Raw genomic sequence first — 23,913 nt, 5'->3', positions numbered from 1 at the left:
GAGCACGGATCGCTCGTTTACCGGCCACGGATCGGCCCCCACCATTTCCCAGGCAGGACTCTGTGCTCGAATCCGTGACTTCCGCAGCCCTGGCCAGCGCCATGGACGGGCTGGCACTGCGCCAACGCGCCATCGCGAACAACATCGCGAACGTCAACACCCCGAACTACCACGCCAAGCGCGTCAGCTTTGAAGCTGCCCTGGCCGCGTCGGTGAAGTCCGGCGACGGCCACGCCGAGGCCACCACCGGGACGTCGCTCGAGCCCACCCAACTCAACGGCAACAACGTCAACCTGGACACGGAAACGCTGTCGAACATCGATACTGTGCTGCGCTTCCAGTTCGCCGCCCGGGCCATCGGCGGGGAATTCACTGCCGTGCGCGCCGCGATGAGGACCAACTAATGACTTTTGACGCAATCGGCATCGCCGGCTCCGCCCTCACCGTGCACCGCAAGTGGCTCGACGCCGTCTCGGACAACCTGGCGAACATGAACAACGCCTCGGCGACCTCGGGGCCCGCGTTCCGGGCCAAGTACGTCGAGGCCGCCGAAGGTGCCGAGGGCACCGGCGTCTACGTCAAGAGCACGCAGCTGGGCGACGGCGCGGGCCGCATCGTCTACCAGCCGGACCACCCCCTCGCCGACGCCGACGGCAACGTGAAGTACCCGGACATCGACATGGCGGAGCAGATGGGTGCCCTGATCATTGCCCAGCGCGGCTACCAGGCCAACGCCCAGGTTGTGGACCGCGCCCGCGAGACCTACCTCGCCGCCCTTGAGATTGGAAGATCCTGATGCCCGTTTCCCCCATCGCACCGGTGCAGGGCGTCGTTCCCACCGACTACCTCTCCGGCGCCTCGTCGGTTCCCGGCACCGACGGTTCCGGCTTTGCATCATCGCTCACCGGCGCCGTGGACAACCTCCAGCAGCTGCAGTCGACGTCGAAGCAGCTGGCCGTCTCCGCCGTGACCGGCAACCTGGATGACATCCACAACGCCACCATCGCGGCCAGCCGGGCACAGATCACGCTCGAACTCGTGGCTACCGTCCGCAACAAGGGCGTTGACGCGTTCAACGAGATCATGAGGATGCAGGCCTGATGCCTCCGCAGATTACCGTCTTCTTCCAGCGCTTCGGCGCCGGCCTCAAGAACTTCACCACCGGACAGCGCACGCTCGCCGTGATCGGCACTGCGCTGCTCGTGGTGGGCATCATCGCGCTGTCCGCCTGGCTGTCCAAGCCCACCATGACGCCGCTGTTCTCCGGGCTCAAGAACACGGACGCGAACGGCATCGTGGAGCAGCTGCGCAAGGACAATGTGCCCTACGAACTCAGCGACGGCGGCGCCACCATCCTCGTGCCGCAGGACAAGGTCTACGACGAGCGCCTCAAGGCCGCGGCCGCCGGCCTCCCCACCGCCGCCGCCACCGGGTACTCGCTGCTGGACAAGATGGGCGTCACGTCCTCGGAATTCCAGCAGTCGGTCACCTACAAGCGCGCGCTCGAAGGTGAACTGGCCAGCACCATTTCCGCCATGGAAGGCGTGAAGACCGCCGCCGTCCGGCTCGCGATCCCGGAAAAGACCGTCTTCGTCTCCAAAACCCCGGACACCACGGCCTCCGTCTTCGTGGAGACCGCCCCCGGCGTGACACTCTCCGGCGATAAAGTCCAGGCCATTGTGCACCTGACCTCGGCCGCGATCGAGAACCTCAAACCCGCCAACGTCTCGGTGGTCGACTCGCAGGGCAACGTCCTCTCCACCGTGGGCGGCGGGGCCGCCGGGTCCTCCTCCAAGCAGGCCGCCGACTACCAGCAGCGCACCGGCGACGCCGTCCGCGCCGTCCTGGACCGTGTGGTGGGCCCCGGCAACTCCACCGTGGCGGTCGCCGCGGACGTCACTGGCGAATCCGCCCAGCAGAAGAGCGAAACATTCTCCAACACCCCCGGTGCGCTGCCGCTGAGCGAATCCTCCAAGACCGAGAAGTACACCGGAACCGGGGGAGGGGGCGCCGGCGTCCTCGGCCCGGACAATATCGCCGTCCCCGGCGGTTCCAGCGGCAACGGCAACTTCGACTCCTCCACGGCCACCAAGAACAACGCCGTCAACAAGGTCACCGAGGACCGGACCATCCCGCCGGGCGCCGTCAAGCGCCAGACCATCTCGGTGGCCGTCAGCCAGTCCGCCGCCGGCGGGCTGAACATCGGCTCGCTGACCGCGCTCGTCACCTCCGCGGCCGGCGTCGACCGCGCCCGGGGGGACGTAGTCACCGTCGAGGTGATCCCGTTCAGCACGGCCGCAGCGGACCAGGCCAACGCCTCCCTCGACGCGGCCAAAGCCGAGATCGAAGCGCAGAAACAGGCGGCATTCTTCGGGACCCTCGTCACCGCCGGCAGCATCCTGCTCGGCCTGCTGATCCTGGCCCTGATCATCACCATCATTCTGCGCCGCCGGCAGAAGCGCGAACCCGTGGACCTCGGCGAACGCCTGGACCTGCTGCCCCCGCTGCCGGCCGTCACGGCCTTCGACCCGGCCCCCGCGACCTCGGCCATCCCGCTGACCGCGCTGCCGCTGCAGCCGCTGCCGGCCCCGCCGATGGAAGTGCTCGAAGCCGAACGCCGCATGCAGGAAATCGACAACATGGTCGCCGCCAACCCGGAGAAGGCCGCCGACTACCTCCGCGGCCTGATGGATGACAGGCAGCCCGCATGAAAGTCGCCGACGCCACCCTCACCGGCACCCAGCGTGCCGCCGTCGTCCTGATGCAGATGAGCCCCGCCAACGCGGCGCGGGTGATGGCCCAGTTCACCGACGCCGAGGCGGAGGAAATCGCCGCCGAGATTGTCCGGCTCCGCAAAGTGGATCCCGACGTCGCCGAACAGATCATGAAGGACTTCCACGAAGCTGCCCTCAGCAGCCCGCGGCAGGCCCGCGGCGGCCGGGAGCTCGCCGAGGGCCTGCTTGAGGCGTCCTTCGGCTCGGAGAAGGCCGCCGGCCTGATCAACCGGCTGACGGTGAACATGGCCGGCAAGTCCTTTGAGTTCCTCGAAGACATCGAACCGGTGCAGATCCTGGCCCTGATCGACGGCGAACTGCCGCAGACCATCGCCCTGGTCCTGGCCCACCTGAGCCCGCGCAAGGCCTCGGCCGTGATGTCCGGGCTGCCAGGCTCCCTTAGGGCCGACGTAGCCCTGAGCATCGCCACGATGGGCTCCGGCGCGCCGGAAGCCATTGGCATCGTGGCGGACACGCTGAAGCTGCGCGGCGGCGCCGCCGTGTCGCAGCAGGCCTCCAAGGTGGTGGGCGGCATCCAGCCGCTGCTGGAAATCATCAACCGCACCGACGCCGGCACCGAACGGTCCGTCCTGGACGGCCTGGACCTGCTCGATCCTGACCTCGCCGTGGAAATCCGCGCCCAGATGGTGACGTTCGACGACATCGTGAAGCTGGAACGCCGCGACGTGCAGCTGGTGCTCCGCGGCCTGGACGCCTCCGTCCTCGCCGTGGCCATGAAGGGCGCCACGGAACCGGTGCTGGAGACCATCACCACCAACGTTTCGGGGCGCAACCTCGAAATCCTCGAATCCGAAATGGCCGCGCTGGGACCGCTGCGCGCCTCGCAGATCGAGGAAGCGCGCGCCGCCGTCGTCCGCTCCATCCGCGAGCTCGAGGCCGAAGGCCAGATCACGATCCAGCGCGGGGACGAAGAAGACTATGTCTACTGAGGGGGCCGCGCCGGCCCGCATCGTCTTCCCCTCACTGCGTTCGTCCGGCCCGGCCAGCGAGCAGGCCGGCTACACCGAGGGCCACGCCGCCGGCTACGCAGCGGGGGTACGCGCCGCCGCGAAGGAACAGCGCCGCTGGCGCGACCGGATGGCGGCCGAGCAGGCCGCCTCGCTCGCCGCCGGGCAGAAGGATCTGGACCGTGCCGTCCGCGCCCTCGCGGTGGCCCGCACCGACTTCGCGCACCGCAACGTCCAGGCCCTGCACGACGCCGAGGAGGTCCTGGCCCGCACTGCGCTGGAACTCGCCGAGGCCATCCTGGGCTACGAACTGGCCGAGGGGACCCGGACCGCCCGCGCCGCCTTGGACCGCGCCCTCTCCGGCAACGACGCCGCCACCGTGCTGGCTATCCGCCTGCACCCGGCGGACATCGAGGTGCTCGCCAAGGAAGGCCAGGACCTTCCCGCCGGCCTGCCGCTGCTCGCGGACGCGTCCCTGCAGCGCGGCGACGCCAAGGTGGAATACCAGCAGGGCTGGCTCGACGCCAGCCTCGGCAGCGCCCTCGCCCGCGCCAAGGCGGCCCTGCTGGGGGACCAGCAGTGGTCGCCGAACGCCTCCGACGATTCCCTGGGCGGCCAGCCGTGATCGCCCAGTGGCGCCCCAAGGGCGACGACTTCGCCGCAGCCCTCGCTGCGGCCGCGCCGCAGCGGGTCGGGACCGTCACCTCCGTAATGGGCCTGGGCCTGGAGGTATCCGGCCTGGACTGCGCGCTCGGTGACCTGCTCACCGTGGGGGAGAACCCCGGACTCGACGCCGAAGTGGTGGCGGCCCTCGACGGATCCGTGCGCTGCATGCCGCTGGGCCGCCTCGCGGGCGTCGCCGCCGGCGACCCGGTCCGCGCCAAGGGCGGCACCGTGCTGGTCCCCACCGGCGCGGGGCTCTTCGGCCGCGTCCTCGACGGCCTCGGCCGGCCGATCGACGGCAAGGGCCCGCTGCTGAGCGGACCCCGGGTCCCGATCGACAACGAGGCGCCGAACGCCATGAAGCGCGCCCGGATCGACACCGCCCTGCAGACCGGCGTCCGTGTGCTGGACACCATGACCACCCTGGGCAAGGGCCAGCGCATGGGCCTCTTCGCCGGATCCGGCGTCGGCAAGTCCTCGCTGCTGTCCATGATCGCCCGCGGCACCGACGCCGAAGTCTCCGTGATCGCCCTCGTGGGGGAGCGCGGCCGCGAAGTCCGCGAGTTCCTCGAAGACGACCTCGGCCCGGCCGGACTGGCCCGCTCCGTCGTCGTCGTCGCCACGTCCGACGAGCCCGCACTGATGCGCATGCGCGCCGCGTTCACGGCCACCCGGATCGCCGAGTCCTTCCGCGACAACGGCCAGGACGTGGTCCTGATGATGGACTCGCTCACCCGCGTGGCCATGGCCCAGCGCGAGATCGGCCTCTCCGCCGGCGAGCCGCCCGCCACCCGCGGCTACCCGCCGTCGACCTTCTCCATCCTCGCCCGGCTGCTGGAACGCGCCGGCACCGCCGAAACCGGCTCGGTCACCGGCATCTACACCGTGCTGGTGGACGGCGACGACCACAACGAACCCATCGCCGACGCCGCCCGCTCGATCCTCGACGGCCACGTGGTGCTGGACCGGAAACTCGCCGTAACCGGACACTTCCCATCGGTGGACGTGCTGGGTTCGGTCTCCCGCGTCGCGTCCAAGGTCAACGCCCGCCCCCACCTGGAGGCGGCCTCCGCCCTGCGCCGGGTCCTCGCGGCCCGCAAATCCGCGCAGGACCTGATCGACGTCGGCGCCTACCAGGCGGGAACCAACCCGCTGGTGGACGCCGCCCTGGCGCACGAGGAAACCGTCAGCGGTTTCCTGCAGCAGCCGATGGACGAGTCCACCCCCCACCCCGAGTCCTGGCGACAGCTGGAGACCCTCACTTCGATCCTGGGAGCCGCGGCATGAGCCGGCAATTTTCACTGGCGGGGCTGTTGCGCCTCCGCCAGATCCAGCAGGACCAGGCCGCCTCCGGGCTGGCCCGCGCCCGGTCCCGGTCCAACTCCGTCCGTGCCCGGGAAGCCTCGGCACGCCGGCAACTGACCGCCACCGACGACGAGATCAGCAGCTCGGCGTCGCTGCGCGCCGTGGCCGCCGCCCGGTCCGCCTCGCACAGTATGCTCGCGGACCTGCAGAGCCTCGCCCGCATCGCCGAGACCGACGAGGCCGCGGCCCGCGAGGAGTTCATCGCCGCCCGCACCCGCTCCGTGGGCCTGGAGAAGCTGCAGGCCAGGCACCACGCCGAGGTCAACACCGCCGAGCTGCGCGCCGAACAGTCCGCGCTGGATGAGATCTCCTCCGCGATCTGGCACCGGGACGAGCAGCAGGTGCGCTCATGAGCATGACCGAGGCGCTGGGCCGTATGCAGGGCATCCAGTCGATGATCGCGGAACTGAGCCGCCCGGCACAGACCGAAAGCACCGCCACGGCCCTGAAGTCCGCTGCGGCGACCTCGCTCGCCACCGGCACGGGAACCGGCGACGCCGCCTCCTTCACCGACGCGCTCACCGCGGCGCTCGGCGGGACCGGCCTGGCATCGGGAACGGACCTGTCCTCGCTGGCCAACGGGTTGGGCCCGGGCGGCAGCACCGGGCTTGGGGCGTTGAAGGGGCTCACCCCGCCGGCCACCGCCACCCCGGTCTCCGTGCCAGCCGGCACCGCGACCGGCACGGACGTGGTTGCCATGGCCAAGAAGTACATCGGGGTGCCCTACGTGTGGGGCGGCACCAACCCGGCCACCGGGATGGACTGCTCCGGGTTTACCCAGCGGGTCTTCAAGGACCTCGGCGTCGAGCTTCCCCGCGTGGTCAGCGACCAGATGAAGCAGGGCACCCCCGTGGCATCCCTCGCGCAGGCCAAGCCCGGCGACCTGCTGATCAGTTTCGGCGGGAACCACATCTCCATCTACCTCGGCAACGGCAAAGCCATCGACGCGCCCGTTCCAGGCAAGACCATCCAGATCCGCGACGCCTGGGAGCAGCAGTCCAACCTGACCTCCATCCGCCGGATCGTCCCCGCGGGAGGCACCTCATGAAGGGCATGGCTTCGGCGGAGCTGGCCTCGGCGCTCGCCCCGGCGCGCGCCGCCCAGCAGGGGAACCGCGCCCGCTCCGACCCCGGCGCAGCCGGCGGCTTTGGGACCGTGTTGGAGGACGCCGTGACCCAGGAGGCCGCCGCCCGCCCAGCCGCCGCAGCCCCCACCCCCGACGCTCCCTCAGCTTTGGTGCCTTCCACCCCGAACGCTCCCTCAGCTTTGGTGCCTTTCACCCCGAACGCTCCCTCAGCTTTGGTGCCTTTCACCCCAAACGCTCCGTCAGCTTTGGTACTTTCCGTGCTCGTACCCGGTGCTGAGACGACGGACGCGAACCAGGGATTGGGTAGCGCAGCCGCACCGGCCGACGCGTCGATTGCGGATCTGGCTTCGGCTTCCGATTCCACACTTAACGCGTTTGCCGCGTTGGGCTGGATCAATTCCAGTGCAGTGGGCAGTGCGGCCGGGAACCGCGACGCCGCCGCTACTCCCGCAGGTGCGGTGACAGCGGAGGCGGTGACCGGCCCGGCAACCCCTCTCACGGGGATCTCCATGGGTTCGAGCCTTCCGCCGTCCGGCCCTGCTGGTTCCTCCAGCGCCCTTGCCGTGCAAACTGCGCCCACGACGGAGGTTTCGGCGGCCGTTGCGTCGATTCCGACTGCGGCGTCGGCGGTTTTCGCTGCGGTGCCGGCTGGAGTTCAGGCAGCTCCGTCCGCCCCCGGCGCGGCAACGACGCCCGCCGGCGAAAAGGCTGGCCTGGCTGCAACCGCCGGGGTGCCCGCGCCCGCCGTCCCCCTGCCCGCCACGTCCGCACCTATCAACGGCTCCAGCGCGACGACCGCAATGCCGGCCGGCGTCGTCGGCGTGGACAAACCTGCCGGGCTCACGGGGCGAACCCCGGATGCCGTGCCAGTGGCGGCCATTCCGGCCGACGGATTGGCCGCGGCCGGTGCGGCGGCCTTGGCCGCACCCGGCCCGGTCTCCGGGCCTGTGGCGCCCGGGTCTGCAACGGCGCCTCCGGCTCCCGCTCCGAGTCCCGCCCCGCAGCCTGCCCTCCAGCCGCAGCTGGCCAAGCCACTCTTCACCCTCGCGGGGGCACCGCACGGCCAGCACATCATGACCCTCAAGGTCACCCCGGAGCATCTCGGGCCGCTAACCGTGCGCGCGCATATCGATGCCGCCGGCGTGCGGATCGAGCTCTTCGCACCCGGGGACACCGGCCGGGAGGCGTTGCGGGGGATCCTGCCTGAACTCCGCAAGGAACTGGCGGACGCCGGCTTCGGCGCCAGCCTCGACCTCTCCGACCACAGCGGACCGCCGCCGGGCCGGGGCCAGGACGCGGGGCAGGACGGCGGGCAGGACGCCGGACGGGGCGGCTTCGGCGCCGGTTCCGGCCCCGGCGGCCGCAACGGGCCCGGCGAACCACGGCCCGGCCACCGCTGGGACGCCCTGGCGGACGAAGCCTCGCTGCGTACCGCCCGGATCCAGAACGGCCCCCAAACCACCCTCGACATTCTCGTCTGACACGAAGGAACCCAGCTATGACTATCCAGCCCATCGCCCCCCAGCCGGTCACGGCCACGGGGACGACCCCGCAGGCTGCTGCCGTCCGGGCCCCCGTGCAGACGATCGATGCCAACGTGTTCATGTCGCTCCTCGTGGCGCAGCTCAAGAACCAGAACCCGAGCGCCCCGATGGACACGAACCAGATGATGGCCCAGACCATCCAGCTCTCCATGATGGAAAAAATGACCGAGCTGACCAGCAACAGCAAGGAAGGATTCTCCCTCCAGATGCGCTCCGCCGCCTCACAGCTGATTGGCCACTCCGTGGGATACACGCTGGCCGACGGCACCACCGGCACCGGCATCGCCAGCTCGGTGTCCTTCGCCGGCGCAGTACCGACCGTCAGGGTCGGCGACCTGTCCGTCCCCCTCGACTCCATTACCGGCCTGACCGCGCCGGCCGCTTCCTAACCAGTTTCCTCCCGAAGAAAGGCAGTTCCCATGCTCCGCTCGCTGTACTCCGGAATCTCCGGCCTCCGTGCCCACCAGACCATGCTGGACGTCACCGGCAACAACATCGCCAACGTCAACACGGCCGGCTTCAAGGCCTCCTCCACCCAGTTCCAGGACACACTCTCGCAGATGACCCAGGGCGCCTCCGCGCCGCAGGGCGAGTCCGGCGGCAGCAACCCGGCGCAGATCGGCCTCGGCGTCCGCGTCGCCGGCGTCAGCACCAACTTCGCCCAGGGCTCCTCGCAGAGCACCGGCCGAGCCACGGACATGATGATCTCCGGCGACGGCTTTTTCGTCACAAGCAAGGGCGGCCAGCAGCTCTTCACCCGCGCCGGTTCCATGACGTTCGACGCCGCCAGCCAGCTGGTCAGCCCCGACGGCGGCATCCTGCAGGGCTGGACCGCCGACAACAACGGCAAGGTCAACCAGGCCGGTGCCATCGGCGACATCACGCTCAACCCCAACACGATGATCGCGACCCCCACCACCAAGGTCACGCTGGACGGCAACCTGCCCGCCGACGGCGCCACTGGCACTTTGGATCGTGTAGTTAAGGTTTATGACGCCGTGGGTACTGCCCGCGATATAACCCTGAGTTTCGTGCGTAACGGTACGGACTGGGACGTTACGGCAACGGACGGGGGAACCACGTCGACAGTCGGCACGCTCACTCCCGGTATCGGGGGGAAACTGGTGGCTAGCGGACCCCTCAGCGTGAGCGGTATCGATGTGGACCTGTCCCAGGTTTCCGGCTACGCCGGCATGAGCTCCCTGACTGTTGCAGGCCAGAACGGTTCGGCGGCCGGCAAGCTGGAGTCCTTCACCCTCGGTAACGACGGCTCCCTGATCGGCTCCTTCAGCAACGGCACCAAGCAGGTCCTGGCAAAGATTGCGCTGGCCAAGTTCACCAACCCGGCCGGCCTGGAGAAAGCCGGCGGCTCCTCCTACGTCGCCACTGCCAACTCCGGCAACGTCCAGCTGGGTGCAGCCGGCGACCCCGGCATCGGCACCCTGGCCGGCGGCTCGCTGGAAATGTCCAACGTGGACCTCTCCCAGGAGTTCACCAACCTGATCGTCGCCCAGCGCGGCTTCCAGGCCAACGCCCGCATCATCACCACCTCCGACGAGGTCCTGCAGGAACTCGGCAACCTCAAGCGCTAGTACCACCACCGGGGTTGCCCTGTCGGGCGGCCCGGGGCCGGGTTGCGGCGCTCAGGCGGCCTGCCAGCACACGGGAAGCTCTTTCACTCCGAGGACGATTGTGCTGTCCATCCGCTCCAGCTGCGCCCCCGGTTCCATGGCAAGTCCTGGCAGCCGGGAGAGCACGGCCCGCAGGGCGATTTTCGCTTCGAGACGGGCCAACGGTGCCCCGAGGCAAAAGTGGATGCCCTGCCCGAAGGCGAGGTGGCGGTTCGGCGAGCGGCCGACGTCGAACTGGTCAGGGTGCGGAAACTGGTGCCCATCGCGGTTTGCCGAGCCGATCCAGGCCACGATCGGGGATCCCGCAGGGATCGGCCGGCCGTGCAGCTCTGCGTCCACGGCGGCCACCCGGTACATCGACTGGACGGGGGAGCGGTAGCGGAGCACCTCCTCGATTGCCGGGGGAAGCAGCTCCGGCTCGGCTGCCAGCCGCTCCGCTGTGCCCGGCACCTCGGTGAAGCACAGCACGGCGTTGCCGATCAGGTTGGTGGTGGTTTCGTTGCCCGCGACCAGCAGGAGGGTGCAGAACCCCAGCAGCTCCATGATGCTGAGCCTCTGCCCATCGATCTCCGCCCTAAGGAGGCTGCTGATCAGGTCATCGCCGGGCCGCTGCCGCCGCTCTTCGATCATGGCCAGGAAATACTCGGCCATCTCCCGGTTGCCGGAGGAATGGTCCTCCCCGGCACCCGGACTTTGGCTCACGATCACGTCAGACCACTGCTTGAACCGGTCCCGGTCCTCGGCCGGGATGCCCATCAGTTCGGCGATCACGATCACCGGGAGCGGGTAGGCAAGCTGTTTGATCAGGTCGGTGCTGCCAGCGGGCACCACGGGGTCCAGCAGCTCCGCCGTGAGCGCCGAGATGCGCGGGGCGAGCGCGTCGACGGCCCGCGGCGTGAACGCCTGGGTCACCAGCGAACGCAGTTGGCGGTGCCGCGGCGGATCAGTGTTAATCAGGCTGGCCGCGAAGAGCTGGCCGGTCTCGGAGGGATTGTCCCCGCCGAACCGGGAAGAATACGTGGCGTGGTCGGACAGGACACGCTGCACGTCCTGATAGCCGAAGACGTGCCAAGCTCCGGTGTCCTGATCCTGAAAAACCGGATCGCTGCGGCGCATCGCTTCATAGTGCGGAAACGGGTTCAGCGGCTGTTCGAGAGCTGGAAAGGTCGGCATGGCGCGCCCTCCTCCTGGGGCAGGCGGCCGTGGTCGGGGCAAGGGGTGGTGACCGTGGACCGGCGGCCAGCCAACCGCGTCGGGCCAGGTAAAACGGGGCGGGCCGCGCGGCCCCGCTGGCTTCCACCCTAGTCCTGTGCAACGGGCCCCGCACTAGGCGGCCGCAGGTAGATCCGGCCGGTTCCGGCCGCTGGCCCACGGACTCAGGCTCACGGCCGCGGACGGCGGCCGGCGGGGTGCCTAACGAAAGCGTGCCCGCAGCCGACAGTAAGGGGAGAACACCCATCCCGCCGCCCGGCCCACAGCCGGGCAGTCCCCAGAGCAGAATCGGCCCATGATCGTTGTCACACGCCTCAACGGAACGCGCTTCGCGGTCAATCCGGACCTGATCGAACGGATCCACGAGAGCCCGGACACCCACCTGGTCACGCTCGACGGCGCCGCCTACGTGGTGCTTGAAAGCCTCGCCGAGGTGGTCGAGATGATCGCCGAGTACCGCGCCTATGTGCTGAGCAAGGCGCGGAACTTTCCCGCGGTCACCGGGTACCCGTTGAGCTTGGTCCCGCCGGCCGGACCGGATGACGAGTCCGGCGCCCCTGCACCTGAATCACCGAGGAAGTAAGCCATGGATCCCGCAACAATCATTGGACTGCTCCTGGCCTTCGGGTCTGTCATCACCATGGTGCTCATTGAAGGCGGCAGCATCACCTCCCTGCTGCTGCCCGGGCCCCTGGTCCTGGTCTTCGGGGCAACCCTGGCCATCGGGCTGGCCGGCAACACCCTCAAGGACGTCATCCAGGCGTTCAAGTCTGTGCCGGCAATGTTCATGGGCAAAACATCGAAGCCGCAGGAAAGCATCGACCAGATGGTCCGCTTTGCTGAGAAGGCACGCGCCGAGGGTCTGCTCTCCCTCGAGGAGGAAGCGACCAGTGTCAAAGACCCCTTCCTTGCCCGCGCCCTGCAAAACATCGCCGACGGCACCGACGCCGAGGACCTCCGGATGCAGATGGAGGACGAGATTGACACCAAGTCCCGCAGCGACCATGCCTCCTCAAAGTTCTTCGCCAGCCTCGGCGGCTACGCGCCCACCGTCGGCATTGTTGGAACCGTCGTCTCGCTGACCCACGTCCTGGAAAACCTTTCCAAGCCGGACGAACTGGGGCACATGATCGCCGCCGCGTTCGTCGCAACCCTGTGGGGCCTGCTCTCTGCCAACTTCATCTGGCTGCCGTTCAGTTCGCGCCTGGCCAGGCTCTCCGAGCTGGACATCGAACGCATGACGCTCGTGATGGAGGGCATGCTCGCCGTGCAGTCCGGCGCCCAGCCGCTGCTGCTGGCCGAACGGCTCCGCTCCATGGTCCCCGAACACCAGCTCAAGAGCGCCGAGAAGGGCCGGAAGGCGCCCAGCGGGGACGACTCTGCGGAGCCGATGGACGCGGCCGCGTGAGCGGCCGACGTCGTCCGCGCAAGAAACCCGAAGCGCACCACGTCGACGAGCGCTGGATGGCGTCCTATATGGACATGGTCACCGTGCTGATGTGCCTGTTCATCGTCCTGTACGCCATGTCCACGGTCGACGCGAACAAGTTCGAGAAACTCCGCAACTCCCTTGCCACCGGATTCGGTGCCGTCGCCTCGGAGACCGTGGACACGGCATCGGGCACCGTGGTCCCGCCCGAACTCGTGGACAAGAACCTCGAAGCCTTCGCCGCCGTCCCGGCTCCGGGAAACCCGGCCACGCAGGCAGCCCTCGAGGAAGCCAAAAAGGAGGTCGACCGGCTCCGGGAACTGGAAGCGAAAATGAAGGCCGGCCTGGCCGAAGCCGGGCTCAGCGACAACGTCGAATTCCAGATCGACCAGCGCGGCCTGACTGTCAAACTGGTCGGCTCCCAGGCGTTCTTCGCCGCGGACCGGCCCGAACTCACCGACCGGGCCTCCCACGTGCTGCAAATCATCTCGCCCATCCTCGGCCCGGCAGCCCTGGAAATCATGGTGGAAGGCCACGCCGCCAACGGCATCACCGCCTACCCGTCCACCTGGGAGCTGTCCTCGGCCCGCGCGGTCAACGTGCTGCGCTACATGGTGGACCGCGGCGGGATCCCGCCGGGGCAGATCGGCGCTGTGGCGTTCGGTTCCGCGCGGCAAGTCAACGACGATTCCACCCCGGAACTGATGGAACGGAACCGGCGGGTGGACATTGTGGTGATTTCGGACAAGCCCGACGTCGTCCGGGCCCTCATTCCCGAGGCGCTGAAGCTCAGCCAGAAATAGCTGGCGGACGCCTTACGGCCGCGGATCCCTTGCCGATAGTGGCAACCGTGAGTGTTCTGGATGAGCGGGAAGTGGTACGGGAGCGGACCGTCAGCGTCTATGACTTCCGGCGTCCCGCGACGCTGGCGCGAGAGCACAGCCGCGTCCTGGAACTCGCCTTCGAAACCTTCGCCCGCCAGTGGGGAACCCAGCTGACCGCCAAGGTCCGGGTGAAATCCGTGGTCCGGCTCGACGACGTCGGCATGCAGAGCTACGACGAGTACGCAGCCTCCCTGCCGGCCGTGACCGCGATGGTCCTGTGCACCGTCGAGGCCCACGACGCCAAGCTCGTAGTGCAGTTCCCCGCCCCCTCGGCCCTGGGCTGGATCAACCGGATGCTCGGCGCCTCGACGGACACGGTGATGCCGGACCGGAAGTTCACCCAGATCGAACAGGCCCTGGTCAAGGGGCTCATGGACGAGGCCCTCGAAGACCTCGGCTACTCGCTCGGGCCGCTGCTGAGCGAAACCATCCGCGTGGACACTGTCCAGTACAACTCCCAGTTCGCGCAGGCCGCAGCGCCCAGCGAACTGATGATCGTCGCCGCGTTCACCATCAACGTCGGCAACATCAGCGCCCCCGCCACCCTGGCGGTCCCCGCGGGCATCCTGCTGGGACGGCTGAAGAAGGTCAACCCGACGGACAACCGCGGCGACGCCGCCGCCCGCGTCAGTTCCCAGCTGGAGCGCGTTCCGGTGGAACTCTCGGTCCGGCTCTCGACGTCGTACGTCACGCCCAGCCAGGTCCTGGGCCTCGCGGTCGGGGACGTCCTGACCCTCCCGCACCTGGAAAACCGGCCCTTCGACCTCACCTTGGACGGCACGAGGCTGGCCACCGCCGCCCCGGCCCGCAACGGGTCCCGGGCCGCTGCCGTCATTGTCACAATCGAGGAGAACAACCAATGAGCATCACCCTGACCAAGCACGAATCGTCGGCGGAACGGCTTGTTGAGGAGCTGCCGAGCCCGGTGGCCCTGAAGGTTGTTGCCCTGGTCCCAGCCCGCGCCGCGGCCCCCTACGCCCGGCAGGCCGTCACCGCGACCTTCGTCGGGTCCGTGACCGCGGACCTGGCCCTGATGCTCAGCGACCGAACCTTCCTGGACGAAGCGGCCGGCGGCATGGCCGGCGGCCAGCTCGGCGTCGTCTCCGTCACCGACGTGCTCCGCCCGGCGATGGAAAGCGCCAGCTCCGTCTTCGGCGCCGGCGTGCTCTCCGACCTGCGCGAATCCGATGCCTCCGGGCTGCTCTCGGACCCGGACACCGCCGTCTTCGAACTCTCCGATGGCACGGCCCCGGCGGCCTGGTTTGCCGTCCGGCTGCGCGAACACGGCACCAGCCAGGACCGCGCGGGCGACCTCTTCGGCGGCGGCGACACGGTGGCCGGCCGGCTGGGCCGCATCAACAACATCGAGATGGCGCTGACCGTCGAGATCGGCCGCACCCGCATGTCGGTCCGCGACGTGCTCTCGCTCGAACCCGGCAAAATCATCGAACTCGACCGCTCCGCCGGCGCGCCGGCTGACGTGCTGCTCAACGGCCGGCTGATCGCCCACGGCGAGGTTGTGGTCCTGGACCAGGACTACGCCGTGCGGATCACCCGGATCCTCGACGTGGCCGAGGGGCTCAGCTGAATGGACTCGCTGATCCTTGGGCTGCGGGTAGCCGTAGCCCTGGGCGCGGTGCTTGGCCTGATCTGGTTGCTCCAACGCCGTCTCGGCAAGGGCCCGGGACGCCGCCGCGCTGACGCCGCGCTGAGCGTCGTCAGCCGCCAAAGCCTCGGCCAGCGCGCCTCCGTCGTCGTCGTCGACGCCGGCGGCCACCGCTTCCTGCTCGGCGTCACCGACCACGCCGTCAACGTCCTCCACACCGGCGATATCCCCGAAGAAGCCCTTGAAGATCTGGCCCCCGAGCCCCGCCGCGGCGGGGCCGCCGGCGCGTTCGCCCAGATCCTCGCCGGCGCCTCCACTTCCGCTTCCGCTTCCGCGAACGACGCCGTTTCCGCGAACGACGCCGACGCCGACGCCGCCGCCGCCCGGCGGGCCGCCGACGCCACCGGCGTCCAGCCCGGGACCGGTGCGGCTCAGGAGCTGCCGCTGTCCCGCCGCAGTTCCATCCACCGCGACTCCCACGCCCGGACCTCCCCGGGGCGGACCACCCCGGGACGGGATACCGGGTCCGGTGCCCCGGCGCACCCGCCGCTGCACGGGTCAATCCTGGCCGGTTCCACCTGGAAGCAGGCCGCTGCCGCTCTCAGGAGCGGACGCCGCAATTGATCCGCCCCCTCACCGCCCGCCGACCCGCCCTGGTCCTGGCTCTCGGCCTGGCCGCCGCGCTGCTCGCCGTCCTGCTGCTGTGGGTGACCGCCTCGGCCGGGCACGCCGCGCCTATCCCGCCCGTTCCGCCCACCCCGCCGGCCAGCCCGGACACCGGCAGCGTCAACATTGAGATCAACGGCATGGACGGGAAGCCCTCCACCGCGGTCCTGACCCTGATCGGGATCACCCTGCTGTCCGTGGCGCCCGCACTGCTGCTGATGATGACCTCGTTCACCAAAATCTTTGTGGTGCTCGCCATGACCCGCAACGCGCTCTCGCTGCCTTCCATCCCGCCCAACCAGGTGCTGGCGGGCCTGGCCCTGTTCCTGTCCATCTTTGTGATGTGGCCGGTCATCAACGAGATGAACACCATCGGCGTGCAGCCCTACCTGAACGGAACCCTCAACTTCAACGCGGCGCTCAGCGCCGGCTCGGGGCCGCTGCAGCACTTTATGCTGGCGCACACCCGCGAGGAAGACATCGCCCTGATGACCCGCGCCGCCGGCATGGAGAACCCGGAGACCCCGGAGTCGGTGCCGCTGCAGACCCTGATCCCGGCGTTTATGATCTCCGAACTCCGCGCGGCGTTCATCATCGGTTTCGTCATCTTCATCCCGTTCCTCGTGATCGACCTCGTCGTCTCCGCGGCCCTGATGTCCATGGGCATGATGATGCTCCCGCCGGTCATGATTTCGCTGCCGTTCAAGATCCTGCTCTTTATCCTGGTGGACGGCTGGGGCCTGATCATCACCTCGCTGATCCAGAGTTACGCAGGCACGGGATGAACGCCAACGCCGTCCTGGACATCTGCCTCCAGGCCATGATCGTGGCCGCCAAGCTCTCGGCCCCGGTGCTGGTGACGGCGCTGGTGGTGGGCCTGGCAATCTCCCTCCTGCAGTCCATCACCCAGCTCCAGGAAGCCACCCTCTCCTTCGTGCCCAAACTCGCCGCCGTAGCGGTGGCCCTGGTGATCTGCGGGCACTGGATGATCACGGAGATGGTCGCCTTCACCAACGACCTGTTCGCCAAGATTCCGTCCCTGCTCGGGGGCCTGTGAGGTGGGCATCCCGATCGACCAGACGTGGCTGGAAGTCCTCCTGCTGGCCACCGTCCGGATGACGGCTTTCCTGATCGTGGCGCCGCCCTTCGCACACCAGGCGTTTCCCGGCCGGATCAAGGCCATGCTGGGCGTCGGCCTGGGCCTGGCCGTCTCGCAGCGCCTATCCGCCGGCTACGTCGCCCGCGATACCGCGGGGTTCCTCACCGGCGTGGTCCTGGAACTCGTTACCGGCCTCGTCCTGGGCTTCCTGGTCATGCTGGTCTTCGCCGCGGTCCAGTCCGCAGGCTCGCTGGTGGACCTCTTCAGCGGCTTCCAGATGGCCCAGGCCTTCGACCCGCAAATGATGGTCAACGGCGCCCAGTTCACCCGGCTGCTGCAGATGGCCGCCCTGGCCCTGTTGTTCTCCTCGGACGGCTACCAGCTGGTGATCGGCGGCCTGACCGGCAGCTTCACCGCCCTGCCGCTGGCCGGCGGCCTTGACCTTGCCCAGCCGGTCCAGGCCATGACATCTGCGGTGACCGGAATGTTCCTCGCCGCCGTCCAGATCGCCGGCCCGCTGCTGGTGGTGCTCTTCCTCGCCGACGTCGGCCTCGGCCTGCTGACCCGGGTGGCCCCGGCGCTGAACGCCTTCTCACTCGGCTTCCCGTTGAAGATCATGCTGACCCTCGCGCTGGCCGGATTCCTCTTCCTTGCGCTGCCCAGGATCGTCTCCACCCTCGCCGGGCAGGCCGCCAAGACCGTGCTGGGGGTGGGCTGATGTCGGATTCACAGGAAAAAACCGAACAAGCCACCGACAAACGCATGCGGGAGGTCCGCTCCAAGGGCCAGCTCTCCCGCTCCCAGGACCTCACCGCGTGGCTGGCGGTCGGCGCCGCCGCCGTCATGATTCCGGCCACCGTGGAGCGCGGGGCCAGCGCGGCCACGGACCAGGTCTTCAGCGTCAAGGGCGTGATGGCACAGCCGGACCCGGCGAAAGCACTGAAAGCCCTGGAGGCCGGCCTCGGCTCGCTGGCCGGAATCCTCGGCCCCATGCTGATCGTGGTCCTCGTCGTCGTGCTGGTCGGCTCGGCGCTGCAGGGCGGCATCCACTTGAAGAAATTCCGCCTGGACTTCGAGAACTTCAAACTGCTCAGCGGGCTCAAGCGCATCTTCGGGACCCAGGCGCTCTGGGGCGGCGTAAAGGCCCTGCTGAAGGCCAGCGTCGTGGGCCTGGTGCTCTACTCCGTGGTGCAGGGCTTGATCCCCGTGCTGCTCACGGCGGGCGGGCTCCCGGTGTCCGGCGTCGTTGCGGCGGCCGGCGGCGGCATCTCCCAGCTGGTCCAGTTCGCCGTCTTCGCCGGCATCGCGCTGGCGGCCGTGGACTTCTTCGTCGTGATGCGCCGGAACCGGAAGAAAACCCGGATGTCCAAGAAGGAAGTCCAGGACGAGAACAAGAGCAGCGAAGGCGACCCGCTGATCCGGTCCCAGCGCCGGGCCCGGCAGCTGGCCATGAGCCGGAACCGCATGATCGCGGCGATCGGCGACGCCGACGTCGTCCTCGTCAACCCCACGCACGTGGCCGTCGCGCTGAAATACGAACCCGGAAAGTCCGCACCGCGGGTGGTGGCCAAGGGCGCAGGCCACGTCGCGGCACGCATCCGGCAGGAAGCCGAGGAACACAAGGTGCCGATGGTCCAGGACATCCCGCTCGCCCGGGCACTGCACGCCGCCTGCGAGCTGGGGCAGGAGATCCCGGTGGATTTCTACCACGCTGTGGCCGGGGTGCTGGCCTTCGTGATGTCCCTCAAGGCCCGGGGCGCCGGGGCGGGGCTGCACCGTATGGCCGGGGCCGCGCTGTGAACACTTTAGGCTGCACTTTCCGAACCAGCGTCTGTGAAAGGACCGCATCATGAACAACAGGCTCGCCCGGCTGGCGGTGCCCATCGGCATCGTCGGCATCGTGCTGCTGCTGGTGGTTCCCGTGCCCGCGCCGCTGCTGGACTTCCTGATCGTGTGCAACATCCTGCTCGCGTTGCTGGTGCTGCTGACCAGCATGTTCGTGAAGAAGCCGCTGGACTTCTCCGTGTTCCCCTCGCTGCTGCTGGTGGCCACCCTGTTCCGGCTGGGGCTGAACGTCGCCTCCACCCGACTGGTGCTGGGCAACGGCTACGCCGGGCAGGTCATTGAGGCCTTCGGCAAGGTGACCGTCGGCGGCTCCATGATCATCGGCGCCGTCGTCTTCCTGATCCTGGTGGTGATCCAGTTCGTGGTGGTCACCAAGGGCGCCGAGCGCGTCGCAGAAGTGGGCGCGCGCTTCACCCTGGACGCCATGCCGGGCAAGCAGATGGCGATCGACGCCGACCTCAACGGCGGCCTGATCACGGACACCCAGGCCCGGGAGCGGCGCGCGGAGGTCTCGGCCGAGGCCGACTTCTACGGTGCCATGGACGGTGCCTCAAAGTTCGTCAAGGGCGACGCCATCGCCGGCATCATCATCATCATCATCAACTTCATCGGCGGCATCGCCATCGGCATGCTGCAGCGCGGCATGGAGATCGGCGACGCCCTGGGCACCTACGGCCTGCTGACCATGGGCGATGGCCTCGTCACCCAGATCCCGGCCCTGCTGATGGCCGTCTCCACCGGCATGATCGTCACCCGGTCCAACGCCGAAGCGGACATGGGCCGGACGGCCTCCACCCAGCTGCTGCAGTCGCCCAACGCCCTGTTGATCGCCGGGGTGGCCGCCCTCGCCATGGCCCTGATCCCGGGCATGCCGCCCATCCCGTTCGTCCTGGTCGGCGCCGGGCTGATCCTGGCCTCGCGCCGCACCGCCGCCAGTCAGCAGGAGGCGGCGCGGACCCGCGACGCCGAAGCCGCCGCGCTGAACTCCCCGGAACTGGACCCGAACGAGAAGCTGCTCGAGGACATGCGCATCCACCCCGTGGAGATCCTGCTGGCCCCGGACCTGGTGGACATGGTCTCCGGCGCCTCCGACGACCTGCTGGCCCGGGTCCGGTCGCTCCGGCATAAGATCGCCATGGAACTGGGCCTGGTCATCCCCCCGGTCCGCACCAGGGATAGCGTGGACCTGCCGCCGGCCACCTACGCCATCCGGATCGCGGGCGTGGAGGCCGGCCGCGGCACCGCCCCGGCCGGCCAGATGCTGGCCCTCGGCGACTCGCTGGACTCGCTACCGGGCGCCGCGATGATCGAACCGGTCTTCGGCCTCGCCGGGAAGTGGATTCCGGCCGAGATGCGGCACAACGCCGAAATGACCGGTGCCACCGTGATCGACCGGGTCTCGGTGCTGGTCACCCACCTGTCCTCGATCGTCACGGCCAACGCCGCCCGGCTGCTCTCCCGCGAGGATGTCCGGGTGCTGACCGAGGGCGTCCGGAAACAAAGCCCCTCCGCCGTCGACGAGCTCACCCCGGCCCTGCTCTCCCTCGCGGAGCTGCAGCGGGTGCTCCAGGGCCTGCTCGACGAACAGGTCCCGATCAACGACCTGGCCCGCATCTACGAGGCGCTCACCCTCCGGGCCAAGATTTCCACCGACCCGGAGTCGCTCGTGGAGGCGGCCCGCCAGGCCCTGGGACCGGCGCTGACCGCCAAGTTCATGGACGGCCCCGTGCTCAACGTGATCATGATCGATCCGCTGCTGGAGCAGTCCATGCTCGAGGACATGCGCCCGGCCGAGGGCGGCAGCCAGATTGTGATGGGTCAGGACCGGCTCGATGCCGTGCTCCGCTCGGTGCGCAACGCGGTGGATTCCGCGGCCGCCGCCAACCGGCAGGCAGTCCTCGTCTGCGCCCCGGCGCTGCGCCCGGCCATCCACCGGCTCGTCGGAGCGCAGCCGGGCTCGCTTCCGGTGCTCTCCTACCGCGAAGTCACTTCCGCCAACGTCCGGATCGAAACCGTAGGAGTCGTGCGCCATGCCGAACCGCTATCGGCTTAAAGGAGCCACGCTGGAGGAAATCCGCAGCAAGGCGGAAGCCCAGTACGGCCCCGCCGCGCGCATCGTGTCCGCGGAGCGCGTGATCAGCCCCGGCATCGCAGGGCTCTTCGCCGCCAACCGCTACGAGGCCATCATCGAGGTCCAGCCCAAGCACGACGTCGTGACCGGCGAGGTGGTCCCGGACGCCGACATCCTCGCCGAGGGCGAGATCGTGGACGCGCCGCGCGACGCCGTCCGCGACACGCAACGGGATACGCCACGGGACGCCCCCCGCGACACGCCGCGGCCGGGGGTACCGGGCGGACTGCGGTCCGCCTCCGCGCCCGGCCACGAGCTGCAGGGCGACGCGATCGCAGCCCTGCTGGCCGAGGCCGACGCCGCCGAACTGACCCTGCACCGCACGGCCGGCCCGGGAGTGTCCACCGAATCGCCGGGCTTCGCTGAACTGCTGGACCAGCTCGGTTCCGGCCTCCGTCCGCCGGCGCCCGAACCGGCGCGCTCCGGCGCCCGGGTTCCGGCCCACCCGGGGAGCGGGGGAGCGGAGCCCCCCGCGCCGGCACCCGGCCCGCCGGTGCCGCCGTCGCCGTCGCCCACGGCGCGGGCCGCCGCGCCCGTTCGCGAGATGCCCCCGGTCCCGCTCGGCGGCACCGGTGACCTGGTGGTCCTGGTGGGACTCGACGACGACGCGCTGGACACCGCCCTGGCCATGTCCATCGCCGCCGGCGGCGCGGACGTCCGCACCGCTGGGGAGCTCAGCGCCTACGGACACCTGCACCTGGACGGACGCCAGAGCGCGACGGCGGCCCGCGCCCATGCCGTCGAAACGGAGCAGACCGTGCTGGCCGCCTTCGGACTGGGCAAGGGGCGCCACACCCTGGCCCGGCTCCAGGCGATCGCAGCGCTCTCTCCGGACCAGCTCTGGGTGGTCGTGGACGCCGGACGCAAACATGAGGACACTGCCCGCTGGGTCGGCCTGCTGCGGGCGCGGCTTGACGTTGCCGCGGTGGCCGTCGTGGGCGCGGCGGACACCGCCACGCCCGAAAGCGTTGACGACCTCGGCCTGCCTGTCGGCTGGATCGACGGGCGCCCGGCGACCCGGCCGCTGCCGTGGGACGCAGCGCCCGGCCACGAAGGGTAGATTGAGAGAATGCTGGTACTCACACGCAAGCCGGGCGAACAGATCATGATCGGCGACGGCATCGTCATCACTGTTCTGGAAGGCCGCGGCGACGGCGTCCGGATCGGCATCGAGGCGCCCCGCGGCGTCCCGATCCAGCGCAGGGAAGTCATCGAGGCCATCGCCGCGGCGAACCTGGCGGCGGCCGAAGCGGGCGCGGAAGCCGGTTCCGGAACCGAGGACGCCCTGCGCGGGTTGCTGCCCCCGGCGGCCGCCCGCCCCGTCGACTAACGGCGGTTAGTGGGAATTCGCGTCGTCGCCGAGGTACTGGGCCATCAGCGGCGCGGTGGCGCGGCGCGTGATCGCCAGGGCCCGCTCCACGTTTCCCGCCATCGTGAGCTGCTCCAGCATCCCGGCCGGATCGCCGGCGCCGGCGGGCAGTTGCAGGCTCTGAAGCATCTCCTCGCTGGCGCGGGCCGTGTCGCCGAGCCGGGACAGGAGTTCACGCAGGCCGTCCAGGTGCTCCTGCAGGACCGTCGGCCAGGAACCCGGCGGGGCGGCGGCAATGAGTTCGACCAGGGTCGCCTGCGCCGGCAGACCCCATTCGGCCGCTACGCCCGCCGATTCGACGTTCCGCGCCAGGGCCTCGAACCGCAGCCGGTCCAGTACCGACTCCACCTCGGACGCGGTAAAGGTCAGCCATTGGGTGTTGCCGGCGGCCACGTGCAGGCGCTGGGTTTCCAGCCTGAACAGGAGCAGTTCCAACTGCCGCCGCTCTTGCCACAGCGCCGCCGAAAGATCCCCTGCACTCATGGGCCCCATTCCCTTGCCATCCCGGCCAAATTACGGCTTTCCGCATTTTCCGCCAAGCTTTTCCCTGAGGGTACACGCAGATTCCCGATCAGGTGATAGGTTTCGTTCTGGGTGCTGCGCCCCAGCTTCGAACACCGCCTCCCATGGGGGGAGTGCGGGACCGTTTGCGGGTGCGGCGCTCAGGGTTTTAAAGCTCCTGATCCGGTCTCATGGGGGGACACACTTTTGAATCGCGTGGAACGCAACGAGATGGTCACGCAGCACCTTCCGCTGGTGGGTTACCTCGTCTCTGATTTGTGCTCGAAGGCGTCCCACCTCTCGCGCGATGACCTGGCGTCGGCCGGTGCCGTTGCCCTGATTACCTCGGCAGACTCCTTCGACCCCGACCTTGGCGTGCCCTTCGGGGCCTTCGCCCGGCGCCGTATCCTGGGCGCCTTCGCGGACGAGATGCGGGCCAGCGACTGGGCCACCCGCTCGGCGCGGCGCCGAATCAAAGAGACCATGTCCGTCCAGGAAACCCTCGCAGCAGCCCTCGGCCGCACGCCCTCGGTTGACGAGATCGCCTCCGCACTCGGCGTCCAGCAAAGCATCGTGGAAGCAGCGCTCGCAGATGCGTCGCGCACGCTCACACCGCTCGACGACGCCGTTGTGGACACCCTCGCGGCGGAAACCCTCTCCCCGGAGCATTCGGTGCTCGCGGACGAACGGCTCCAGTACCTCCGGGCCGCCGTGAAGTCCCTCCCGGAGCGGATGCGCTACGTGGTCGAGGAGATCTACTTCGGCGACCGCACCGTCAAGGACCTCGCGGCCGAGCTGGGGTCCACCCACGCGGCCGTGTCGCAACAGCGCGCCGAAGCGATCCGGCTCATGCGCGACGGCCTCACCGCCCACTACGCCGACGACCCGGACCAGGGTTTCGAGCCGCAGTCGCGGATCACGCCGCGCCGCCGGAACGATTACCTGGCCCAGCTCTCCGAAGCGACAGCCGGCGGGATCACCCGGACCATCTTCCCGCAGGGGCCGATGCTCAACCAGGCCGTCTAAGGCCGCCCGGAACACTTACTAAGCTCACTTAGTAAGCTGACCGTGAAATTCCCCCGCGGCCATCGCGGGCCGCGTCCTCCCTGGGGTAGCGTCTGAGGCATAACGCCGTACCA

28 protein-coding genes are annotated in these 23,913 nt (G+C 69.3%); 26 read left to right on the top strand and 2 right to left on the bottom strand.

Annotated features, from left to right (window positions below):
• The first annotated feature begins 62 nt into the window (after positions 1-62).
• The 12 genes from E7Y32_RS02510 (at position 63) to E7Y32_RS02455 (ending at position 9,993) form a co-directional block, all read left to right on the top strand.
• Positions 63-404: a flagellar basal body protein gene (locus E7Y32_RS02510; protein ID WP_146335741.1), complete on the top strand. Its 342-nt coding sequence runs from the start codon at positions 63-65 to the stop codon at positions 402-404.
• Positions 404-796 carry a flagellar basal body rod protein FlgC gene (locus E7Y32_RS02505; protein ID WP_146335740.1) on the top strand — a complete coding sequence of 131 codons (393 nt, stop codon included), beginning with the start codon at positions 404-406 and terminating at the stop codon, positions 794-796. Before E7Y32_RS02510 ends, E7Y32_RS02505 begins: the two co-directional genes overlap by 1 nt.
• On the top strand, positions 796-1,101 hold the full coding sequence (gene fliE, locus E7Y32_RS02500) for a flagellar hook-basal body complex protein FliE (RefSeq protein ID WP_146335739.1): 306 nt from the start codon (positions 796-798) through the stop codon (positions 1,099-1,101). Before E7Y32_RS02505 ends, fliE begins: the two co-directional genes overlap by 1 nt.
• Positions 1,101-2,711, top strand: a complete 1,611-nt coding sequence (fliF, locus tag E7Y32_RS02495; RefSeq protein WP_146335737.1) for a flagellar basal-body MS-ring/collar protein FliF — start codon at positions 1,101-1,103, stop codon at positions 2,709-2,711. Before fliE ends, fliF begins: the two co-directional genes overlap by 1 nt.
• Complete coding sequence (gene fliG / locus E7Y32_RS02490; protein ID WP_146335736.1) at positions 2,708-3,724, top strand: flagellar motor switch protein FliG; 1,017 nt, start codon at positions 2,708-2,710, stop codon at positions 3,722-3,724. Before fliF ends, fliG begins: the two co-directional genes overlap by 4 nt.
• On the top strand, positions 3,714-4,367 hold the full coding sequence (locus tag E7Y32_RS02485; protein ID WP_146335734.1) for a FliH/SctL family protein: 654 nt from the start codon (positions 3,714-3,716) through the stop codon (positions 4,365-4,367). The genes fliG and E7Y32_RS02485 overlap by 11 nt, the downstream gene beginning before the upstream one ends.
• A complete protein-coding gene (locus tag E7Y32_RS02480) occupies positions 4,364-5,692 on the top strand; it encodes a FliI/YscN family ATPase (protein WP_146335732.1) in 1,329 nt (442 codons plus the stop codon). Before E7Y32_RS02485 ends, E7Y32_RS02480 begins: the two co-directional genes overlap by 4 nt.
• Complete coding sequence (locus E7Y32_RS02475; protein ID WP_146335730.1) at positions 5,689-6,123, top strand: flagellar FliJ family protein; 435 nt, start codon at positions 5,689-5,691, stop codon at positions 6,121-6,123. The genes E7Y32_RS02480 and E7Y32_RS02475 overlap by 4 nt, the downstream gene beginning before the upstream one ends.
• On the top strand, positions 6,120-6,818 hold the full coding sequence (locus E7Y32_RS02470) for a C40 family peptidase (protein ID WP_146335728.1): 699 nt from the start codon (positions 6,120-6,122) through the stop codon (positions 6,816-6,818). Before E7Y32_RS02475 ends, E7Y32_RS02470 begins: the two co-directional genes overlap by 4 nt.
• Positions 6,819-7,498: 680 nt before the next feature.
• Positions 7,499-8,338 carry a flagellar hook-length control protein FliK gene (locus tag E7Y32_RS16235; protein ID WP_186467029.1) on the top strand — a complete coding sequence of 280 codons (840 nt, stop codon included), beginning with the start codon at positions 7,499-7,501 and terminating at the stop codon, positions 8,336-8,338.
• Between the two features lie 17 nt (positions 8,339-8,355).
• A complete protein-coding gene (locus E7Y32_RS02460) occupies positions 8,356-8,790 on the top strand; it encodes a flagellar hook assembly protein FlgD (RefSeq protein WP_146335724.1) in 435 nt (144 codons plus the stop codon).
• A 30-nt stretch (positions 8,791-8,820) separates the two neighbouring features.
• Complete coding sequence (locus E7Y32_RS02455; protein ID WP_146335722.1) at positions 8,821-9,993, top strand: flagellar hook protein FlgE; 1,173 nt, start codon at positions 8,821-8,823, stop codon at positions 9,991-9,993.
• A gap of 51 nt (positions 9,994-10,044) precedes the next feature.
• Here E7Y32_RS02455 and E7Y32_RS02450 read toward each other — a convergent pair whose 3' ends face one another.
• Positions 10,045-11,205 (bottom strand): cytochrome P450, encoded by a 1,161-nt coding sequence (locus E7Y32_RS02450; RefSeq protein WP_146335720.1) that lies wholly within the window; start codon positions 11,203-11,205, stop codon positions 10,045-10,047.
• A gap of 334 nt (positions 11,206-11,539) precedes the next feature.
• Here E7Y32_RS02450 and E7Y32_RS02445 point away from each other — a divergent pair, with 334 nt between their 5' ends.
• Genes E7Y32_RS02445 through E7Y32_RS02385 form a run of 13 tightly spaced genes read left to right on the top strand, consistent with a single transcriptional unit; the run spans position 11,540 to position 22,234 of the window.
• Positions 11,540-11,827, top strand: a complete 288-nt coding sequence (locus E7Y32_RS02445; RefSeq protein WP_146335718.1) for a flagellar FlbD family protein — start codon at positions 11,540-11,542, stop codon at positions 11,825-11,827.
• Positions 11,828-11,830: 3 nt separating this feature from the next.
• Positions 11,831-12,652, top strand: coding sequence for a motility protein A (locus E7Y32_RS02440; RefSeq protein ID WP_146335716.1), 822 nt, complete (start codon positions 11,831-11,833; stop codon positions 12,650-12,652).
• Positions 12,649-13,476 carry a flagellar motor protein MotB gene (locus E7Y32_RS02435; RefSeq protein WP_146335714.1) on the top strand — a complete coding sequence of 276 codons (828 nt, stop codon included), beginning with the start codon at positions 12,649-12,651 and terminating at the stop codon, positions 13,474-13,476. The genes E7Y32_RS02440 and E7Y32_RS02435 overlap by 4 nt, the downstream gene beginning before the upstream one ends.
• Before the next feature lie 47 nt (positions 13,477-13,523).
• Positions 13,524-14,420, top strand: coding sequence for a flagellar motor switch protein FliM (locus E7Y32_RS02430; protein ID WP_261382516.1), 897 nt, complete (start codon positions 13,524-13,526; stop codon positions 14,418-14,420).
• Positions 14,417-15,145, top strand: a complete 729-nt coding sequence (gene fliN, locus E7Y32_RS02425) for a flagellar motor switch protein FliN (protein ID WP_146335712.1) — start codon at positions 14,417-14,419, stop codon at positions 15,143-15,145. Before E7Y32_RS02430 ends, fliN begins: the two co-directional genes overlap by 4 nt.
• A complete protein-coding gene (gene fliO / locus E7Y32_RS02420) occupies positions 15,146-15,787 on the top strand; it encodes a flagellar biosynthetic protein FliO (RefSeq protein WP_146335710.1) in 642 nt (213 codons plus the stop codon).
• On the top strand, positions 15,784-16,614 hold the full coding sequence (gene fliP / locus E7Y32_RS02415) for a flagellar type III secretion system pore protein FliP (protein ID WP_146335708.1): 831 nt from the start codon (positions 15,784-15,786) through the stop codon (positions 16,612-16,614). The genes fliO and fliP overlap by 4 nt, the downstream gene beginning before the upstream one ends.
• Entirely contained in the window at positions 16,611-16,886 is a 276-nt protein-coding gene (fliQ, locus tag E7Y32_RS02410; RefSeq protein ID WP_138770193.1) for a flagellar biosynthesis protein FliQ, read from the top strand. Before fliP ends, fliQ begins: the two co-directional genes overlap by 4 nt.
• 1 nt (position 16,887) lies before the next feature.
• The gene (locus tag E7Y32_RS02405) at positions 16,888-17,646 is read left to right on the top strand and encodes a flagellar biosynthetic protein FliR (protein WP_146335706.1); all 759 of its coding nucleotides are present in this window, start codon (positions 16,888-16,890) and stop codon (positions 17,644-17,646) included.
• Entirely contained in the window at positions 17,646-18,728 is a 1,083-nt protein-coding gene (locus E7Y32_RS02400; RefSeq protein WP_146335704.1) for a flagellar biosynthesis protein FlhB, read from the top strand. Before E7Y32_RS02405 ends, E7Y32_RS02400 begins: the two co-directional genes overlap by 1 nt.
• A 49-nt stretch (positions 18,729-18,777) precedes the next feature.
• Positions 18,778-20,826, top strand: coding sequence for a flagellar biosynthesis protein FlhA (locus E7Y32_RS02395; protein WP_146335703.1), 2,049 nt, complete (start codon positions 18,778-18,780; stop codon positions 20,824-20,826).
• Positions 20,804-21,964 (top strand): hypothetical protein, encoded by a 1,161-nt coding sequence (locus E7Y32_RS02390; protein WP_146335701.1) that lies wholly within the window; start codon positions 20,804-20,806, stop codon positions 21,962-21,964. Before E7Y32_RS02395 ends, E7Y32_RS02390 begins: the two co-directional genes overlap by 23 nt.
• Positions 21,965-21,973: 9 nt before the next feature.
• Positions 21,974-22,234, top strand: a complete 261-nt coding sequence (locus tag E7Y32_RS02385; protein WP_146335699.1) for a carbon storage regulator — start codon at positions 21,974-21,976, stop codon at positions 22,232-22,234.
• A gap of 6 nt (positions 22,235-22,240) precedes the next feature.
• Here the strand turns inward: E7Y32_RS02385 and flgN are convergent, their stop codons facing one another.
• Positions 22,241-22,756 carry a flagellar export chaperone FlgN gene (gene flgN, locus E7Y32_RS02380; RefSeq protein ID WP_146335697.1) on the bottom strand — a complete coding sequence of 172 codons (516 nt, stop codon included), beginning with the start codon at positions 22,754-22,756 and terminating at the stop codon, positions 22,241-22,243.
• Positions 22,757-22,981: 225 nt separating this feature from the next.
• Between flgN and E7Y32_RS02375 the strand changes: the two genes are divergently transcribed.
• The gene (locus tag E7Y32_RS02375) at positions 22,982-23,800 is read left to right on the top strand and encodes a sigma-70 family RNA polymerase sigma factor (RefSeq protein WP_146335695.1); all 819 of its coding nucleotides are present in this window, start codon (positions 22,982-22,984) and stop codon (positions 23,798-23,800) included.
• Positions 23,801-23,913: the final 113 nt, after the last annotated feature.

This window comes from Arthrobacter sp. UKPF54-2 (genome assembly GCF_007858535.1).
Classification (GTDB): domain Bacteria; phylum Actinomycetota; class Actinomycetes; order Actinomycetales; family Micrococcaceae; genus Arthrobacter.
This window is presented reverse-complemented; position numbering and strand designations above follow the sequence as displayed.

Excerpts from the sequence above, each read along its gene's own strand:
- E7Y32_RS02505 (WP_146335740.1), top strand. The coding sequence starts at position 404 with ATGACTTTTGACGCAATCGGCATCGCCGGCTCCGCCCTCACCGTGCAC.
- fliE (WP_146335739.1), top strand. The coding sequence starts at position 796 with ATGCCCGTTTCCCCCATCGCACCGGTGCAGGGCGTCGTTCCCACCGAC.
- fliF (WP_146335737.1), top strand. The coding sequence starts at position 1,101 with ATGCCTCCGCAGATTACCGTCTTCTTCCAGCGCTTCGGCGCCGGCCTC.
- fliG (WP_146335736.1), top strand. The coding sequence starts at position 2,708 with ATGAAAGTCGCCGACGCCACCCTCACCGGCACCCAGCGTGCCGCCGTC.
- E7Y32_RS02485 (WP_146335734.1), top strand. The coding sequence starts at position 3,714 with ATGTCTACTGAGGGGGCCGCGCCGGCCCGCATCGTCTTCCCCTCACTG.
- E7Y32_RS02475 (WP_146335730.1), top strand. The coding sequence starts at position 5,689 with ATGAGCCGGCAATTTTCACTGGCGGGGCTGTTGCGCCTCCGCCAGATC.
- E7Y32_RS02470 (WP_146335728.1), top strand. The coding sequence starts at position 6,120 with ATGAGCATGACCGAGGCGCTGGGCCGTATGCAGGGCATCCAGTCGATG.
- E7Y32_RS02460 (WP_146335724.1), top strand. The coding sequence starts at position 8,356 with ATGACTATCCAGCCCATCGCCCCCCAGCCGGTCACGGCCACGGGGACG.
- E7Y32_RS02455 (WP_146335722.1), top strand. The coding sequence starts at position 8,821 with ATGCTCCGCTCGCTGTACTCCGGAATCTCCGGCCTCCGTGCCCACCAG.
- E7Y32_RS02450 (WP_146335720.1), bottom strand. The coding sequence starts at position 11,205 with ATGCCGACCTTTCCAGCTCTCGAACAGCCGCTGAACCCGTTTCCGCAC.
- E7Y32_RS02445 (WP_146335718.1), top strand. The coding sequence starts at position 11,540 with ATGATCGTTGTCACACGCCTCAACGGAACGCGCTTCGCGGTCAATCCG.
- E7Y32_RS02440 (WP_146335716.1), top strand. The coding sequence starts at position 11,831 with ATGGATCCCGCAACAATCATTGGACTGCTCCTGGCCTTCGGGTCTGTC.
- fliN (WP_146335712.1), top strand. The coding sequence starts at position 14,417 with ATGAGCATCACCCTGACCAAGCACGAATCGTCGGCGGAACGGCTTGTT.
- fliO (WP_146335710.1), top strand. The coding sequence starts at position 15,146 with ATGGACTCGCTGATCCTTGGGCTGCGGGTAGCCGTAGCCCTGGGCGCG.
- fliQ (WP_138770193.1), top strand. The coding sequence starts at position 16,611 with ATGAACGCCAACGCCGTCCTGGACATCTGCCTCCAGGCCATGATCGTG.
- E7Y32_RS02400 (WP_146335704.1), top strand. The coding sequence starts at position 17,646 with ATGTCGGATTCACAGGAAAAAACCGAACAAGCCACCGACAAACGCATG.
- E7Y32_RS02395 (WP_146335703.1), top strand. The coding sequence starts at position 18,778 with ATGAACAACAGGCTCGCCCGGCTGGCGGTGCCCATCGGCATCGTCGGC.
- E7Y32_RS02390 (WP_146335701.1), top strand. The coding sequence starts at position 20,804 with ATGCCGAACCGCTATCGGCTTAAAGGAGCCACGCTGGAGGAAATCCGC.
- E7Y32_RS02385 (WP_146335699.1), top strand. The coding sequence starts at position 21,974 with ATGCTGGTACTCACACGCAAGCCGGGCGAACAGATCATGATCGGCGAC.
- flgN (WP_146335697.1), bottom strand. The coding sequence starts at position 22,756 with ATGAGTGCAGGGGATCTTTCGGCGGCGCTGTGGCAAGAGCGGCGGCAG.